Annotated in this window: 14 protein-coding genes and 1 pseudogene; 5 read left to right on the top strand and 10 right to left on the bottom strand. The window is 61.0% G+C overall.

Annotated features, from left to right (window positions below; translation table 11 throughout):
- Positions 1 to 268: 268 nt before the first annotated feature.
- From EOB49_RS21205 to EOB49_RS21190, 4 genes and pseudogenes are all read right to left on the bottom strand, one after another.
- Positions 269 to 1,637, bottom strand: a protein-coding gene (locus EOB49_RS21205) for an IS1182 family transposase (protein ID WP_127382146.1) whose coding sequence is annotated in 2 segments (ribosomal slippage) — positions 269 to 715 and positions 717 to 1,637 — 1,368 coding nt in all. Because the reading frame shifts where the segments join, the coding sequence is not laid out codon by codon here.
- Positions 1,638 to 1,822: 185 nt separating this feature from the next.
- On the bottom strand, positions 1,823 to 2,824 hold the full coding sequence (locus tag EOB49_RS21200) for a zincin-like metallopeptidase domain-containing protein (protein WP_127319925.1): 1,002 nt from the start codon (positions 2,822 to 2,824) through the stop codon (positions 1,823 to 1,825).
- A gap of 732 nt (positions 2,825 to 3,556) precedes the next feature.
- Entirely contained in the window at positions 3,557 to 3,841 is a 285-nt protein-coding gene (locus EOB49_RS37780; RefSeq protein WP_245463706.1) for a thioredoxin domain-containing protein, read from the bottom strand.
- A 401-nt stretch (positions 3,842 to 4,242) separates the two neighbouring features.
- A pseudogene (locus tag EOB49_RS21190) lies at positions 4,243 to 5,229 on the bottom strand (cation:dicarboxylase symporter family transporter); the annotation flags it as partial.
- A 707-nt stretch (positions 5,230 to 5,936) separates the two neighbouring features.
- Between EOB49_RS21190 and EOB49_RS21185 the strand changes: the two are divergent.
- Entirely contained in the window at positions 5,937 to 6,326 is a 390-nt protein-coding gene (locus EOB49_RS21185; protein WP_024505560.1) for a hypothetical protein, read from the top strand.
- Positions 6,327 to 6,515: 189 nt separating this feature from the next.
- Here the strand turns inward: EOB49_RS21185 and EOB49_RS21180 are convergent, their stop codons facing one another.
- Positions 6,516 to 6,755, bottom strand: coding sequence for a hypothetical protein (locus tag EOB49_RS21180; RefSeq protein WP_127319927.1), 240 nt, complete (start codon positions 6,753 to 6,755; stop codon positions 6,516 to 6,518).
- Positions 6,756 to 7,050: 295 nt separating this feature from the next.
- Positions 7,051 to 7,521 carry a hypothetical protein gene (locus EOB49_RS21175; protein ID WP_245463567.1) on the bottom strand — a complete coding sequence of 157 codons (471 nt, stop codon included), beginning with the start codon at positions 7,519 to 7,521 and terminating at the stop codon, positions 7,051 to 7,053.
- Between the two features lie 599 nt (positions 7,522 to 8,120).
- On the opposite strand from EOB49_RS21175, the gene EOB49_RS37775 reads away from it, so the two are divergent.
- Positions 8,121 to 8,369: a DUF6074 family protein gene (locus EOB49_RS37775; RefSeq protein WP_032899751.1), complete on the top strand. Its 249-nt coding sequence runs from the start codon at positions 8,121 to 8,123 to the stop codon at positions 8,367 to 8,369.
- A 366-nt stretch (positions 8,370 to 8,735) separates the two neighbouring features.
- Here the strand turns inward: EOB49_RS37775 and EOB49_RS21165 are convergent, their stop codons facing one another.
- The 4 genes from EOB49_RS21165 to panB form a co-directional block, all read right to left on the bottom strand.
- Positions 8,736 to 9,368, bottom strand: coding sequence for an acyl-homoserine-lactone synthase (locus tag EOB49_RS21165; RefSeq protein WP_024505563.1), 633 nt, complete (start codon positions 9,366 to 9,368; stop codon positions 8,736 to 8,738).
- A gap of 92 nt (positions 9,369 to 9,460) precedes the next feature.
- Positions 9,461 to 10,180, bottom strand: a complete 720-nt coding sequence (locus EOB49_RS21160; RefSeq protein WP_024505564.1) for a LuxR family transcriptional regulator — start codon at positions 10,178 to 10,180, stop codon at positions 9,461 to 9,463.
- A 95-nt stretch (positions 10,181 to 10,275) separates the two neighbouring features.
- Positions 10,276 to 11,184 (bottom strand): pantoate--beta-alanine ligase, encoded by a 909-nt coding sequence (gene panC, locus EOB49_RS21155; RefSeq protein WP_024505565.1) that lies wholly within the window; start codon positions 11,182 to 11,184, stop codon positions 10,276 to 10,278.
- Positions 11,181 to 12,017, bottom strand: coding sequence for a 3-methyl-2-oxobutanoate hydroxymethyltransferase (gene panB, locus EOB49_RS21150; RefSeq protein ID WP_127319929.1), 837 nt, complete (start codon positions 12,015 to 12,017; stop codon positions 11,181 to 11,183). Before panB ends, panC begins: the two co-directional genes overlap by 4 nt.
- Before the next feature lie 171 nt (positions 12,018 to 12,188).
- Between panB and EOB49_RS21145 the strand changes: the two genes are divergently transcribed.
- The 3 genes from EOB49_RS21145 (at position 12,189) to EOB49_RS21135 (ending at position 15,726) form a co-directional block, all read left to right on the top strand.
- The gene (locus EOB49_RS21145; RefSeq protein WP_127319931.1) at positions 12,189 to 13,151 is read left to right on the top strand and encodes a hypothetical protein; all 963 of its coding nucleotides are present in this window, start codon (positions 12,189 to 12,191) and stop codon (positions 13,149 to 13,151) included.
- Positions 13,152 to 13,213: 62 nt separating this feature from the next.
- Positions 13,214 to 14,188 (top strand): quinolinate synthase NadA, encoded by a 975-nt coding sequence (gene nadA, locus EOB49_RS21140; protein ID WP_095486074.1) that lies wholly within the window; start codon positions 13,214 to 13,216, stop codon positions 14,186 to 14,188.
- The gene (locus tag EOB49_RS21135; protein ID WP_127330663.1) at positions 14,185 to 15,726 is read left to right on the top strand and encodes an L-aspartate oxidase; all 1,542 of its coding nucleotides are present in this window, start codon (positions 14,185 to 14,187) and stop codon (positions 15,724 to 15,726) included. The genes nadA and EOB49_RS21135 overlap by 4 nt, the downstream gene beginning before the upstream one ends.
- Position 15,727 lies beyond the last annotated feature (1 nt).

The following is a 15,727-nucleotide window of genomic DNA, read 5'->3' as shown; positions in this document are numbered from 1 at the left end:
CACCACCGAAGCCATGATCGCGGAGGCTCCGAAGAAGGAGTCGGCTGGCGGCGGCATGCCTGGCGGCATGGGCGGCGGCGGCATGGGCGGCATGGGCGGCATGGATTTCTAATCCAGCTCTGGCAGCTTTCGCAACGAGAGGGCGGCATCAATGCCGCCCTCTCAGACTGCTGACAAACCCCGTCGATTTTCGGCGGGGTTTTTTGTTATGTGATTGAAGTGTCTTGGACTGTTTGTGTCAGGAGATTTTGACAAGAGGCATTGAGCCTCATGCGCGGGCCGGCTTGGGTTTCGGGCACAGGCAAAGGGCGATCTTTTTGATGTTCTGGGCGGCGGCGGCGATCAGGCACTGGCAGGCGACCTTGGTGAGACTTCGGAACCGCGCATAGCGGTGACCATGCAGTTGCTTGGCGTCGGCGAAGGAGCGCTCGACGGTCTCCTTGCGGCGGCGGTAGATAGCCTTGCCCCATGCGGTCAGCCGGTTGGCGTCGGTGCGCTCCTTCGCATCGGCCCAGGCATGGCGGATGATGGTGCGTTGGGCCTTGGCATTGCTGGTGCAGGAGGCAAGCAGCGGGCAGTCGCGGCAGATAGCCGGGTCACTCTTGTAGTGGCGGTAGCCATTGCGGTCGGTGGTGGCGTAGGCCAGCATCTGGCCCTGTAGGCAGCGATAGCCATCAGCCGCCGGCTCATGGGTGAAGGAGGACGGACCCATCATGGCCGGGCTTGGGCGGTCTGGGGCGACGATAACCGGTGACACCGCGGATTGCCCGATCCTCCAGTCCTTTGGCGATGCCTGCCGTGGCATAGCCGGCGTCCAGCCCGACGGCGCCGACATCAAAGCCGAAGCGCTGCACCTGCCGATCGAGCCTCGACAGGTAGACGGTCGAATCGTGGACGATCGCCGTCGTGTGCGTGTCGGTGATGATGGCGTGCGCCGCATCCACCGTGCGATGGTCGAGATAGAAAAAGCCCTTCGGCTTGCCCTCGCGTACCATGTAGCCGCTGTCGGGGTCGGTGCGCGAGACCTTGGTCTCCTTAACCGCAGGCCGCCGCTCCTTCTGCTTCAGCGGCTTCTGGCCATGCAGCGCCCGTTCGGTGTCGATCGCACGATCGAGGTCGGCCCAATAGTCGGCCCGCGACTTGGCGATCATGGCAAGATCGTATTTGCCCTTGTTGGCGTTGGCCTTCAGATGGGTGGAGTCGGTGTACAGCACCGTGCCGTCGACCAAGCCCGCCCGGATCGCCTGCTCAACAATGCGGTCGAAGATCGCCTGCGACACGCTGGTGTCGTCGTAACGCCGCCGCCGGTTCTGGCTCAACGTCGAGGCGTCGAACACCTTGTCCGTCAGCTTCAGTCGCAGGAACCAACGATAGGCGACATTGACCTCGATCTCGCGCACCAGCTGCCGCTCCGAGCGAACGCCAAACAGGTAGCCGATGAACAGCGCCTTGAACATCAAGGTCGGGTCGAGCGGCGGGCGGCCATTGTCGGGGCAATACAGCGGCGCGGTCAGATCGTGGATGAAGGTGAAATCGATCACACGGTCGATCTTGCGCAAAAGGTGATCGGCAGGAACCAACTGATCCAGCGTCACCATCTCGAGCGCGGTCTGTTCAGGGGCGGGTCGCTTCAACATGACCCAGTGAATCAAAAACCCCCAGCAAATGCCAGGGGTTTGTCAGCAGTCTGAGAGGGCGGCATCAATGCCGCCCTCTTTTTTTGCGAACCTCGGTCCGATGAACGATCCACGCCAACGCCGGCCATCGGTGTTAGGGCAACCTCAAAAGAACTGTCGAGTTGGTTGCGCGCGGCTTTGCGTCATCAGAGGCGCAAGGCGGTCGCGTGTGAGGATTGCGCGGTCCCATAGGCGGTTTCGGCATGTGCCTCACCTTCGACATCGACATTGCGGCCAAGCAGGAAATCGGCGGCTTTCGAGGCATGGCTTGCGGCGCGGAAGATGGCGCGGTTGTCCTCGCGCAAAACCGTCAGCCATGAGCCGATGTAGTCGGCATGGCGCACGGTCGGCTCGATGCCGAGACTGCTGCAGATGAAGGCTGATGCGATTTCGGCGACGAGTTCCTCGCGCGCATAGGTGTTGGACCCGAAGGAGCCGGACAGGTCGCGCGCGAGTCGCCTCGGGTGGCCGGTCCAGTGGCCAAGCTCGTGAAAGCAGGTCCGGTAATAGTCGATCTGGTGGAAGAAAGCCGGCTGCGGCGGCACCTGTATGGTGTCGCTGCCGGGCATGTAGAAGGCGCGCTCGCCGCCGATGCGAAAATCAGCGCCGGTTGCATGAATGAGCGCCTCGGCCTGCGGGACAATCTCGCGCTCAGGCAGAGGCTCGCCGGCGTCGTAAAGATGTTCGGGCAGATTATCGCACTGCGCGACATTGAAGACGGTGAAGCGCTTCAGGAAGGGCACCGCCTGCGGTTCGTCGCCATCGGTGTCGGCGCGTTGCTTTTCGTTCTTGGGAACAAAGCGGTCAGCGTGAACGATGGTGGTGCCGTGCTCGCCCTTTCTGACATTGCCGCCAAGCGAAAGCGCCTGCCGGAAGGTGAGCCAGTTCTGGCTGGGGAAACCACGCTCGATGACCGCGCCCCACAGGATCAGGATATTGATGCCGGAATATCGGCGCTGGGTGGCCGCATTCCGCGGCAGGCCGAGGCCTGTCCTTGCCCTGCCCCACGGCTTGACCCATGGCACGGTGCCGCGCTCCAGTTCGGCAATGATGCGGTCGGTGATTTCCTGATAAAGGCTGGCGCCGGTGCGCCCGCCACTGTCTGCGCCAGCCTGTCGGCTGCCGCAACGTTTGTTGTTTGCACGCATCGTGATGTCCTCCGCTCTACAATCGCGCGCCCTCCCCGGAAGCGGGGTGGGCGGCAAAAGCGACCGGAAAGGCCCGCCGTCGGAGGCAGACTGCATCAGCAGGACCGGAACGGAGTGGAGGACCCGAAAGCGACAAGCGAAGGGTTGCGGGACGCCGCGGCGGGCCTAGAAGGGAGTGCTGCCCACCCTGCGCCAGGGGGAAGGCCACAATAGAAAGACGCCGGCCGACAGGCCGGCGACCGTCAGCAGCCGAAGGCTGCCCCGCGCCAGGGGGCGATGCCGCAGGGCCAAGACCGCCTGAGCTTGCCGAAGAAAAGCGGGCTCGGTTCACGAGCACCCGGCCAGCGACTTCAGGCGCGGGCGCTCAGGATTGTTGTTGGCGCCCACGGCAGCTGGATGACCGCAACAAGATTACGAGGAGCGACAGCAAGCCAGCTGCCACAAACGGCACGCTCCGGCAACAACAGCGTGGCCGATCTACAGATGCTGCCCCGCACGAGAGCCAGCACGCTTTGAGCGCGCATCGGCGATGCAAGCGTTGCAAGCTGGCCATGTCCACAAGGTCCGGCGGCCACTATATCGCCGACCACCAACGCGGGCGTACCGTCTAAGTGCAGACCTTTCGCGAGTGCGCGGACGCGTGCATTTCATCTGCGATGGCCGGATCTTGCATTCCCGCTTGAGCTGCTCAACGTCAAGGCCTACACGCGCTGCGATCTTGAGAGTGACCCTTCAACTGGGGGAAATCATAAGGGCGCGGTGGAATTCGTCGAACTTTCCCTGTTTTCTCGAGGCGAGTGCGGCGAAGGCTGGGAATTGGGAATCCGGTCCCAGGACCGGGAACTGTTTGATCACAAGCTTCAGATTGGGTTCATGCTTGAAGGCTTTTTGGTAGTTGATATCAGCCAGTCTGCAATGCGGACAGTTGTGGTAGTCATTGAATATGACCAGAACGGCATCGCCTTGCGGGTTGCCGGCGATTGGCGAAGGAGATAGTTGTCGAATGCGCCGCTCCACTTTTGCCTGTCGGTCGACCACGCCTGCCGGTGCAGGTTCGCGCTATATTGGCTCGCCAGCAAGGCGAGGAGTAAAAGAAGAGCTGCGACAGTGATGGCAGTCGGCTTAGACATGAGTCTCCAATCCATGGACGGCGTGGCAGCAACGGCCCGCCTTTTTGGTGTAAAATGGGTCAGTTTTGAATCGTGCCCCGCAGTTGCTACAGGCGCAAAAGTGCCGGTGCGATCTGGCGGTTTCTCAAATACGGCTTTGCGCCATCGGGTCCACCCCAATAGCTGAGCGTCGTTCGCACGGGGAATTGTGTTCACCACGCCGGGCGACTTGACCGTCCACCGCCAGAGCGCTGAACGGTCCGCTAGTGAGGCGCTCCCCGAATCGTCGTTTATCCCGCTCGCCCCGGACCGGGTGACAGCCAGCGTTGCCGCTACGCTGCGGAGAAAAACCGTCAGCGCGTGGCATTCGGACATAAGCTGATCAACGCCAAGAATAAGCCCCACGGAGGTGACCGGTGCGGCCGGAACAAGAAAGAGCGTTGCAGCCATTGTGACGAGGCCTGCACCGGTAATGCGGGTTGTTCCGTTCGAAGGGAACAATGCGACAAACAGCATGAGGATCCGGCAGCCGATCGGGAGATCAGTTTTCGTCGCTTGGGCGATGAAAAGGGCGGCGAGCATCATATTCGTGCCGTCCAGATTGAATGGAATGAGACCCACGACCGAATGCGTGGCGCCGGCCTTTTCCATCTTCTCCATGAGCGAGGCCAGCGCGGCCTCTGAGGAGGACATTGCGAGCAGCAGCTCGTCCTTGATGTATCGGACGAGAGAGAAGAGCGAGCGGCCGTTGTAGCGGCAGACCGCGCCGAACAGGACCGAGAGGAACAGGACCGAGAGGAACAAGACTTGCAGGATGTCGCCTTCCGCGAAGGCACTGGCAATCGTTGACGGGATGATGTTCATCAGGAAGCTGGTCACGGACTGCTCGTGAGCCGTGGCCACATAGCCCTTAACGGCTTCGACATCGAGCGAGGCCGGATCGATGTTGAGGCCGGCGCCAGGCTGAACGATATTCGTGACAATCAGCCCGACAACAAAAGCGAGCGTCGAGAAGGTGAGAAAATAGACCATCGCCTTGGCGGCAACTCGGCCGACCTTCTGCAGATCGCTCATGCCGGCAATGCCGGTCGCTATTGTCAGGAAGATGACAGGTACGGTGATTATCTTGACGACCTCGACGAAGGCATCGCCGAGCGGCTTCAGGCTGTGGCCGGTCTCCAAATGGAAATAGCCGATTGCGGCACCCAGGATTATGGCGGCAAGTACCTGCACGTAGGTCCGGGCAAAATGGCGCTTGCGGGGCGCTGCGATCGCGCGGGGAACTCTTGGAACCAACACCGTCTCTCTCCTTGACCGGATCGGGGTGGGGCTCCTCCCTCTCCCATGCAGTGCTCCGGTCGAACGCTGCGCCCACTTCGGCGCAAACGATGTGCCAAATAGCAAAGAGGGGAAAACGCGCAGGACCTCACGCAATGCTTGCGATTCGCTCTCCCACACTCGTGCAGTGGTTGCCTGTTGCAACTATGGAAGGCTCAATTCTTGGGAATTCCAAAGGTCGCTCTTTGCGTCGGCGCAGCTTGGCTGCCTGGAAGGTTCCCTCTTTGCCTTGCGGTCTGCGAGCAGGGTCCAGATGGTCATCATTTGGCTGCGCGCCGCACGGGGCTCGAAAGATTCAATCGAGGACGGGTCCTCTTGGAAAACGGGGGCGGCGTTGGTCAAGCCCTTCCACCCTGCTGTCCCAATGGTGTTCAGAAGCTCAGTTCACGATCAAGCGATGGATCAGCGTCATCTGGCGTTTGCGCCATCGCGCGGCGTTGCAGCGGGTCTGCCAAAGATGAGCAAGCCGCGAGGCAAGGTCCGAGACCTAGACTCCAACCTCATAGCGCGCTCGGCTCGCGTTAGGAAGGTTCGAACCGCAGCACGATCAGGTGGCGACACCGTTGGTCGGAACCGGAACCCGACGAATGATCGTTCGTGACCGACATCTGTGAACAAGCAGTATGTGTCATTGCAATCACCACCCATTGCGCGGAAATGCCCATATGGCCGTGAATGAACTGGATTTGGTGATTTTCCAGATGGCGGTGGAAAGCGTCCGCTTGCTCTCTTCAAGCTTTGATGAGAAGGCGGCTGAGATAGCCACGAGGAGCCGTGGTAGCCTTCTTTTTGACGTGCGGGTGGACGGTGACCTGGAGGTCCAGCGAGTCGCAGCCATTGGATATCCAGGCGACAAGATCGGTGTGGTGGCATTGGACCGAGAGGGCCTTGTTAGCTGTTGTTGCCTTGTCAATGGCACCTTCTCACCTTTCATTGCACCGTTGGAGAACTGGACCAGCATGCCCCTTTCGATGCAGGCCCAGATCGATGTCACAGGCTATGCGAGGCTCCTTCTGGCCGCCTTGCGAAATGCTGGACATATGCTGGACAGGTAGCATCGCCGATGATGTCTGTGATGAGATGGTGCAAACGGATGGACGAGGCGATCGCTTGCTGGCAGCTTTGCAACAAAGCGATCGGTGAGTTCGCAATGCTGGAACACGTCCTTTAGACTCTGCAGTTAAGTTAGCGGACTACCATCTGACGAATGCCCTCTGACAGTCTGCATGGCGCGGCATGCCCTCTTAGGAATGCAGCCGTGGTTCTACACCATCGGCTGTTTTTGTGTCGAAGGGGCACGCATGAACGAAGGAAGCGGCCGCCAACAGTTCCTCCAACTCGCGTTCGGTGGCCTTGCATGCCGGCATTAGTGTTCGGATGGTGCGGATCGCCTGCGCCATGGAGAGAAAGCGGACCCTTCCCCTGGAAAGGACATAGGCTTCGGCGGCTTTTTCGACGGTGACGGTGTGAAACGAATTGGTCATGACGAATTCCTCCCTGAACCCTGACCAACCCGACTTATGGCACGAATTCGACCGCCTTCAAGCCTATGTCCGATTGCGGACAATCGCTGCGATTCGTTCAAAACCGCTGATGCTTTTGGGCGACCTGGTGAAGGGCAAGGAGACGTCGGCTGAACCCGTTTCAACCCGACATGCTTCAGGCAGCGGCCAGGCCGAAATAACGCTGCTCCTCCTTGTCATAAGCGCCATGTGTGAGCTATATCAATCCGGCACGATCGTGATCTCGCCGCGCTTGGCGTGCACCAGTCCTCGATACTCAAGCATTTGCAGGGCCGTGGTGACCCCGGGCGGTGGGCGCGAGCATGGTCGCCAGAAATTCATGCGTCGGGAGGATCTTATCTCCTTCCGCACGGTCGTGGACCATCAGCTGCCAGCGGGCCAGCCGTTCTTCGATCTTGGAGTGGCCATTGACCAGTGCCGTCCGGCATGATTGGATGAGGAACGCGTGGGCATAGTCCAGCACTGAGGTGCGAAGCGACGGGCTAATCGCAGGGCGAAGGTTTTCAACCGGCAGGCGCCAGGTAGTGCTTTCCTTTCCGAGAATGACGGCAATTCCTTTCATCCCGTCATCGCCGACAATGCCGACTTCACCTTGCCGCCCGCCGGTCATGGTGGCGACCACCGACGCGATGCCCCTCTCGGGAAAATATACGTTCTTGATCGGCTGATGCGCGACCTCCAACTTGTCCTTGATGCCCGGTTCGACGTGATGCAGCGATGGTCGCAAAAGCGCGAAGTCCTGCGGGGTGAGGGCTTCAGCACCTGGTCGCGAAAGAGGGATCGGGCAAGGCTCTCTTCCAACGGGGCAAGAGCGCGTACGTCTTACTGTCGGCTGCACCGAAGTAAATGCCGGCCGATGCCAAAGCATAGGCTTCGAAACGCGCGATTGCAAAGCCCTGTCGGGGCAGTGCAGTCATGCTAGAAGTCGCGCCGCCTACGATAGGCAGCGGATGACATGATTCCCTTCTTCGGCGGCCACCAAGAACGGCTCGGGCACGCTTTAATCGTTCATACACAAGCTCGCAGGAATGTAAGCAGCGGAACAATCGGGTGATTCGTACCGCCCTGCCCTTTCAGAGATCAAGTCATTGGACGTCAATTCGGCTGGAACGCCTCGTCGAACGGCCCAGGAAAATGCAGCCGGATGAGCAATGGTGGTTCACCTTATGTGCGGTCCCGGATATGCGGTCCGGCGGCTCATCTCCCAATGGCTTGTCGATGGGGAAGTGGAACTCGTCATGTCGCCGCGAACCGTCACCGCGCTAGCGGGGCTCTTTTGAAGACGCCGGTGTTTTTCTTTGTGGAACTGAATCTGTGAGGTGATTGATGCATGAATCAAACATTTGCGTATTTCCGCTGCATCGGCGACGTATATTGGTCGAAAGTATCGCCCAGGCCCTCGAGACCAAGAACGGCGAGGCGGCGAGTGCGTTCTGGCGCTGTTCTGCCAAGAAAATGCTCATTCAATTGTCCGATGTAGGAATTGCGCCAGAGCTCGCTGCGCAGGAGGTTGGAAGCCTTCTTCATGCGGTCTTGGACGACATGGCCAACCGAACGGTAATGCACAAAGCATAGGCTCGGGCGCTGTTGGACCGCGCGTCAGCTCGGGTCCTTATCAGGGGACTGCTCCGACTGGCCGACGGTCCGGCCAAACCGGCATACCGGCAAAGGTTTGAGGTTGCGATCGCTCACGGCGGCCGGTCCAATATTCTAAGACGACCTCAGAAGCCACGTTGGCTTCTTTGGACGAAGCGGAGGGGCGCCATTTTGGCGTGCTCACGCTGGACTCCGGGTTGCGCCTACGGAAATCCAAAGTCCGGCCGCGCGAGCCAATCGACCGGAACAGTCGAAAGCTCGTGGGGGCGGGTCCGCTCACCCTCACGGCGGCGGTGGCGGCCGTGAGCAGACTTAACTCAAGTCACGGCTGAGCATCCGCAGGCGCTATGCCGATTGGATGAGAACTGGTTGCCACAACACCGGCCCGTTGAGGCGTCCCCTCCAGCGGATGCGCAAGAGACTGGCGTAGGAAATATCGAGGAAGCCGGCGACTGCCTCGGTGTTGCCGACCTGCTTGGGCTGTCCGATACGTGACAACGGCCAGGTCGCGAGACGAAGGATCCTTTCGATGCGCGTATCTGTCACCGTTACGATCCCGGAGAGATTGTTGGCCAAGCCGAATTCGATGATCCCCGCGAAGAGCTCGTAGGTTGCTTGGGCCAGGCCGCCAGCTGCCTTCGGCGCTGTCGCAGGGAGATCGAGCGCGAAACGACTACTCTCCCAGACATCGGCACTCGCAGGGACCACCATCTCATCCAGCAGCGTCGGAAACGTATCGCGCAACATTGTCGGTCCGGTGGTCGGCAAAAGGCGGACGCAGCCGCAAGTTCGCCAATCGGACCCCTTGAGAAGCAGGTAGACGGGGTTCAGGCTGTCAAACGGGTCCGTTTCCATTTCGCCTTCGGTCTGCACTTCCCAATCGAGCCGCTTCTTGAAAACCCGATACCTAAGTCCGTGCATTTCCTTGAGTTCGCTCGCAAACTCGGCGTAGCAGTCGGGTGTTATCAGCTGCATCATTGTCGTCTCCGTGCGGGATGTGTCCACGCAATCGAAGGGCAAAGCCGTCATGAATGCAGCCTGTAGACCTTTACAGCTAGACTTGGAGAGGATCAGGATCTCGCCCGAGCAGCCATCCGCACTACGGCCTGGTTGATGGTTCGCACGCCAAGCTTCGCCTTGGCGTTTTCCTGATGGAAGGTCACGGTGCGTTTCGAGACACCGAGAATCTGGCTGATATCCCAGGCCGACTTGCCGCACGCCGCCCATTTCAGGCACTCGAACTCCCGCCGGGTGAGCGTTATGCCATCTACCACGCAATCTTCGGCGAGCCTGCGCCGGGCATGGATATGAACGTTGATCGCAACCAGTTGCATTGCTTTTTCGTAGCGCGTCAGCGACCTCAGAAATGGCGGATGCGCCTCGTTGGAGGCGAAGGTCAGTGCGGCGAACCGGCCGCGATGATCATGCATCGACATGGTCAGTCCGCCGCGAATGCCGAACTCAGCTGCTTTTTCCAGGACTTCCTGCTGAGAGGTCGGCAAATAACGGTGATCGCGGTCCACACCCCAGTCGAAGGTATCCCAGCCCCGCAGTCCCCGCAGGATCACGGGATCCACGCTGTGGTAGCGCTGTTGCAGGTAATGTGATGTCCATGATGATGGATAATTCGAGATAAATCGTGGCCTGTCGCCGGAAGCGGATGGGTAGGTGAAATAAGCGAAGAGCGGAAAGTCGAACCCGGCTGCGGCGGACGCCATTGCCTCATGGAGATCGACGGCATCGACGCTTGCAGAGAGTTGCTCGACCAAGGTTTCAAATACGCGATGCATCTGCGCTTAGCGTACCTCGCGGAGGTTGCTGGAAGTCGACGGAGACGTGATTCTAAATGATGGCCTGTCCCTGCAGGGCAGACGCGCCGCCGTCATCACCGCAATTGCTGTGCTGCTTCCGATTGGAGAGAGCTCCGCCCACCTGACCAACTACCAATGGGTGATATTGCGACGTTATCGATGAGCCGCGTGTCGCCAAGCCAAGCCGCAGCAAGCAAGCGTGCCGGTCGGTCAAGGCTTGCTAACGATTGCAGGTCTGTTTCTCCGCGAAGCTCCAGGTATTCGAGCTCGCGATAGCCGGCAGCCAGAATTGCTGCACGCGCTTCATCAAGCGTAGGCAGGATGGGGGAGCCGCGTGCAAGCCGCTCGGCCGTATCGAGCAGGACCGATGCTAGTTTTGGGGCAATGGCGCGTTGGGCTGGGGAGAGCCGCACGTTACGCGACGATAGCGCAAGACCATCGGCTTCGCGGACTGTCGGACAGGGCACAATAGTGATCGGAATGTCGAGATCCCGGACCAAGCGCCTGACAAGCTGAAGTTGCTGAAAATCCTTTTCGCCAAAAAAGGCGAAGTCAGCGCCGGCCTGCAGGAAGAGCTTGGCCACGACCGTCGCCACGCCATTGAAATGGCCGGGCCGGAATGCGCCGCAAAGGCATTCGCTGATGCCGGACACTGAAACGGCCGTGGCGAAGCCCACCTGGTACATTTCCTCTGTGTCCGGCACATAGAGCAGATGCGTGCCCAGCAGAGCGAGCTTGGCAGCATCGTCGCTTTCCGTCCGAGGGTAGGCAATCAGGTCGGCGGGGCTGTTGAACTGCTTGGGGTTTACGAACAGCGTCACGATCACCCGCTCGGCCCTTTCGAGCGCCTTCCGCACGAGGCTCAGATGCCCGTCGTGCAAGGCTCCCATGGTCGGCACAATACCGATCGTGGCACCCGAGCGACGCCATTGCGCAACGACGCCGCGCAGCTCGCTCACGGTCCGAGCGATCGGCACGCTCATGTGAAGTCACCGGCCTTCAAGGCGTTGACATAGAGATGTTCGACCGCCGGAAAGTGCCGGTTCCGCACATCGGTGGCGTAAGCGGCGATTGCCGCCTCAGCCTGCTCACCGAGCTCGGCATAGCGTTTGACGAACTTCGGCCGAAATGAGGTGAAGAGCCCGAGCATATCGTGGCTCACCAGAATCTGGCCGTCGCAAGCTGGCGAGGCACCGATGCCGATTGTGGGTATGTCGATATCGGCGGTTATCTGCCGTGCAAGCTGCTCCGGTATCTTTTCCAGCACCAAGGAGAAGGCGCCCGCTTCGGTTACCGCCCTGGCGTCGCGCCTGATCCGCTCTGCATCGGCTCCCCGGCCCTGCACACGATAGCCTCCAAACGTGTTTACCGCCTGCGGCGTCAGGCCCACATGGGCCATGACAGGTACGCCGCGCGCGGTAAGGAAGCGGATGGTTTCCGCGATGGTCTCGCCGCCCTCGATCTTTACCGCTGAACAACCGGTCTCACCCATCACGCGCGCAGCGTTGCCGAAAGCGTGCTCTGGGCTTTCCTCGTAGGAACCGAAGGGCAGGTCGACGACCATCAGCGCGTGTTCAAGGCCGCGGCGAACGGCCTGTCCGTGCATGATCATCATGTCGAGCGTGACCCCCAGCGTCGACGACAGGCCGTGCAGCACCATGCCGACGCTGTCGCCGACAAGAACGATGTCGCAGTGGCGATCGAGCAGCCTCGCGACCGGCGTGGTGTAGGCCGTCAAGCATACAAGTGGCGTCTGGCCTTTTCGCGATCGAATATCTGGAGGAGTCATCCCTTTTATCTCACCAGCCGCGCTCAACCGAGGCCCCTTCCCTTACGTTACCAACAGCGGGTGTCGCGTTTGGCATATTTTTGTGCGACTGCGAAGAGCTAAAAACAGCGCTTGAGTACTCCGGTGTTGACGTGCTGGCTGCCAAGGTTACATTCAATCGATTAAGGCGCTCCGTTGGGCCAACCCGCTTTCGCAAACATGGATCCTCAGACAAGAAGAACCAAGAAAGGCAAAGCCGCCGTCAAAGCTGACGAAGCTAAAGTGGACCTGACTGCCGTCGTGGTCGCCGTAAACGACAGTGAGCCCTGTGTCCTCACAGTCGGTCATGCGGACACCCTCCCTTCTGGACCTTTTGCCCTTGAGCATCGATCACTGCAGTCGGGTTTGAGGGGGTGGGTGGAGCAGCAGACCGGCCATGCACTTGGATACATCGAGCAACTCTACACCTTCGCCGATCGCGATCGCATCGGCACTGAGCGCCACCATCGCGTCATCTCAATCAGCTATCTCGCATTGACCAGGAAGGAACAGGCAACGAACTCGGCCGCGTGCGGCTGGCAAAGTTGGTACGAATATTTTCCCTGGGAGGACCACCGCTTCGGCACGCCGCCTGTGCTGCTCGATAGATTGCGGCCCCGCCTGATTGAGTGGGCCGGCGGCGCCAGCGAGCCGACCACTCAACGCGAGCGCCGGCAGCGCGCTGCGATAGCCTTCGGCTTCGACGACCGCCATTGGAACGAGGAACTCACGCTCCAACGCTACGAGTTGCTCTATGAAGCTGCTCTGATTGAGGAGGCCGGTGGCGGCAGGGACGCGATTGCGGCCGCGGCTGGCAAACCAATGGTCGCTGACCACCGACGTATTCTGGCAACCGGGATCGCGCGGCTGCGTTCGAAGATCAAATACCGGCCGGTCGTGTTCGAGCTTATGCGGCCTTCCTTCACGCTGCTGCAACTGCAGCGAACCGTGGAAGCTTTGGCTGGCAGGCTGATCAACAAGCCGAACTTCCGGAGATTGGTCGAGCAGCAGGAACTTGTTGAGGAGACCGGGGAGACCTCCCTCGACACGGGCGGCCGACCGGCGAAGCTTTATCGCTTCCGGCATGCCGTCCTCGACGACAGGGCTATCGCCGGGACAAAATTACCGCTGGCGCGGGCTTGACATACTTATAGTCAAGGTAGATATATTCCCTTATTGTCAAACCGAATATAATCGAGGCGCCAATGACTGGGGCGTTACCTATGGCTGCGTCCCTGTATGAGCGTGTCCGGCGGGTGATCCCACCCGTTGAATGGCCCGCGTTCGCCGGCGATATTGAAGCCATCTTAGCGCTGAAGCGTGAGCGCAATGCGGTGGTGCTGGCGCACAATTACCAGACGCCCGAAATTTTTCATTGCGTGGCAGACATCGTCGGCGACAGCCTGGCGTTGGCCCACAAGGCGGTGACGGTCGACGCCGACATCATCGTGGTTGCCGGCGTTCATTTCATGGCCGAGACGGCAAAACTGCTCAATCCGAACAAGACCGTGCTCATCCCGGATCTCCGCGCCGGCTGCTCGCTGGCCGAATCGATCACGGCAAACGACGTGCGGCTAATGCGGCTGCGGTATCCGGGGGTCCCCGTTGTTACTTACGTCAACACTTCCGCCGCCGTAAAAGCGGAGTCCGACATCTGCTGCACGTCCGGCAACGCCAAGGCGGTGGTGGAATCGCTTGGCGTGGCGCGTGTGCTGATGCTCCCGGACGAATATCTGGCGAGGAACGTGGCAGCCGATACAGACGTAGAGATCATCGCCTGGAAAGGCCATTGCGAGGTGCATGAGCGCTTCACCGCAGCAGACATCCGGGAACTGCGCGATGCCCATCCAGGCGTCATCGTGCTGGCCCATCCAGAATGCCCACCAGACGTTGTCGCGGAGGCGGAGTTCTCCGGCTCGACCGCGGCGATGTCGGATTATGTCGAGCGTGAGAAACCGACGCGTGTCGTCCTTCTGACCGAATGTTCGATGAGCGACAACGTCGCGGTCGCGCATCCCGACGTCGAGTTCGTTCGCCCATGCAATCTGTGCCCGCACATGAAGCGCATCAACCTGGCTAACATTCGCGCCGCACTCGAGCAGAACCGGCATGAGGTCCGGATTGATCCCGAAATTGCCGGCCCCGCCCGCCGCGCGGTCGAGCGCATGCTTTCCCTATGAGTCTGGAGGTTCGCGACATCGCCGGGGCGCCGGTCGTCATCGGCGGCGGCATTGCCGGCCTGATGACGGCGCTTCATCTGGCGCCGGAACCGGTCGTGCTTTTGACCAACGCGCCGCTTGGAACCGGAGCCTGCAGTGAACTTGCCCAGGGCGGTCTTGCGGCAAGTCTCGGGGGCGACGACGGCCCAGATTTTCACCTTTGCGACACGATAGCTGCCGGCGACGGACTCTGCGATGAGGCCACGGTGCGGCGAGTGGTACGAGCTGCACCCGAAGCGATTAGGACGATCCAAAGGTTCGGCGTCGACTTCGACCAGCACCCTGACCGCGCGTTGCGACTTGGGCTCGAGGCGGCACACTCGCGACGGCGGATTGTGCATGCAGCCGGCGACGCCACCGGTCGCGAGTTGGTGCGCGCGCTCGTCGCCGCGGTTCGGCGTACAGCCTCGATCACCATTATCGAAAATGTGGAGGTCCGCCGGCTGGTCGTGCAGGACGGGTCGGTCATCGCCGTGGTCGCAGCAGGACGAGCCGGCGCGCTCGCTCTGCCCACGCGTCGCGCGGTGCTGGCGACCGGCGGCGTCGGCGGGCTGTTTTGCGACACGACAAACCCCGCTGGCTCATGGGGTCACGGGCTGGCGCTCGCCGCATGGGCGGGGGCGGAACTCGCCGACTTGGAATTCATACAGTTCCATCCAACTGCGCTCGACGGTCCGCGCCGGCCGATGCCGCTGGTGAGCGAAGCCGTGCGTGGCGAAGGCGCGGTGCTCATCGATGAGCGAGGAGAGCGCTTCCTCGCCGACACACCTGGCGGTGAACTTGCGCCTCGCGACGTCGTAGCGCGCGCCATTTGGCACCAGCTTGCCGTTGGACGCCGCGTATTCCTGGACGCACGGCAAAGTCTCGGCCCGAGATTTGGCAAGCGTTTTCCAGGCATCGCCGAATTGTGCCGGAGCGCAGGAATCGACCCCGCGACCGACGTGATCCCGGTGCGCCCGGCGGCACATTATCACATGGGCGGCGTCGCCGTAGACAGCGCCGGCCGCAGCTCCATCGAGGGATTGTGGGCCTGCGGTGAGGTGGCCTGTACCGGCCTGCACGGCGCCAACCGCCTGGCCAGCAACTCGCTCACCGAAGCGGCGGTCACCGCGAGCTGGGTTGCCGAAAGCGTTGCCGGCACGTCGTATACCCGGCGACCGCGCAGATGCTCCACATTCGTCCCTCCACGACCAGACGCTTCCGTGGTCCGCCCGATTGTCTCCGCCGCCCTGGGTATCATCCGCGACGGCGAGGCAATGCGCGAAGCGGTGGCGACCCTGCTGCCGATCGCAGCCAATAGTGTCGCTGCCTCTGGTCCGGCTTTGGTCTCACTGATGATCGCCGCGGCGGCCCTGAGGCGGGAAGAGAGTCGAGGCGCGCACTGTCGGTCCGATTTCCCGCTCCACGATGCCAACGTGCGCCCATCACGGCTCACACTGCACAGCGCAATGCGGGCCGCGGCCGCACTCGATTGCCGGGCTACCATACGGAGCACTTGAT

Origin of the sequence: Mesorhizobium sp. M7A.F.Ca.MR.148.00.0.0 (assembly GCF_003997735.1) — a bacterium.
Classification (GTDB): domain Bacteria; phylum Pseudomonadota; class Alphaproteobacteria; order Rhizobiales; family Rhizobiaceae; genus Mesorhizobium.
Note: the sequence above shows the minus strand (reverse complement) of the source record. Positions and strands in the feature narration are given on the sequence as shown.

Excerpts from the sequence above, each read along its gene's own strand:
- EOB49_RS21200 (WP_127319925.1), bottom strand. The coding sequence starts at position 2,824 with ATGCGTGCAAACAACAAACGTTGCGGCAGCCGACAGGCTGGCGCAGAC.
- EOB49_RS21185 (WP_024505560.1), top strand. The coding sequence starts at position 5,937 with ATGGCCGTGAATGAACTGGATTTGGTGATTTTCCAGATGGCGGTGGAA.
- EOB49_RS21180 (WP_127319927.1), bottom strand. The coding sequence starts at position 6,755 with ATGACCAATTCGTTTCACACCGTCACCGTCGAAAAAGCCGCCGAAGCC.
- EOB49_RS37775 (WP_032899751.1), top strand. The coding sequence starts at position 8,121 with ATGCATGAATCAAACATTTGCGTATTTCCGCTGCATCGGCGACGTATA.
- EOB49_RS21165 (WP_024505563.1), bottom strand. The coding sequence starts at position 9,368 with ATGATGCAGCTGATAACACCCGACTGCTACGCCGAGTTTGCGAGCGAA.
- EOB49_RS21160 (WP_024505564.1), bottom strand. The coding sequence starts at position 10,180 with ATGCATCGCGTATTTGAAACCTTGGTCGAGCAACTCTCTGCAAGCGTC.
- panC (WP_024505565.1), bottom strand. The coding sequence starts at position 11,184 with ATGAGCGTGCCGATCGCTCGGACCGTGAGCGAGCTGCGCGGCGTCGTT.
- EOB49_RS21145 (WP_127319931.1), top strand. The coding sequence starts at position 12,189 with ATGGATCCTCAGACAAGAAGAACCAAGAAAGGCAAAGCCGCCGTCAAA.
- nadA (WP_095486074.1), top strand. The coding sequence starts at position 13,214 with ATGACTGGGGCGTTACCTATGGCTGCGTCCCTGTATGAGCGTGTCCGG.
- EOB49_RS21135 (WP_127330663.1), top strand. The coding sequence starts at position 14,185 with ATGAGTCTGGAGGTTCGCGACATCGCCGGGGCGCCGGTCGTCATCGGC.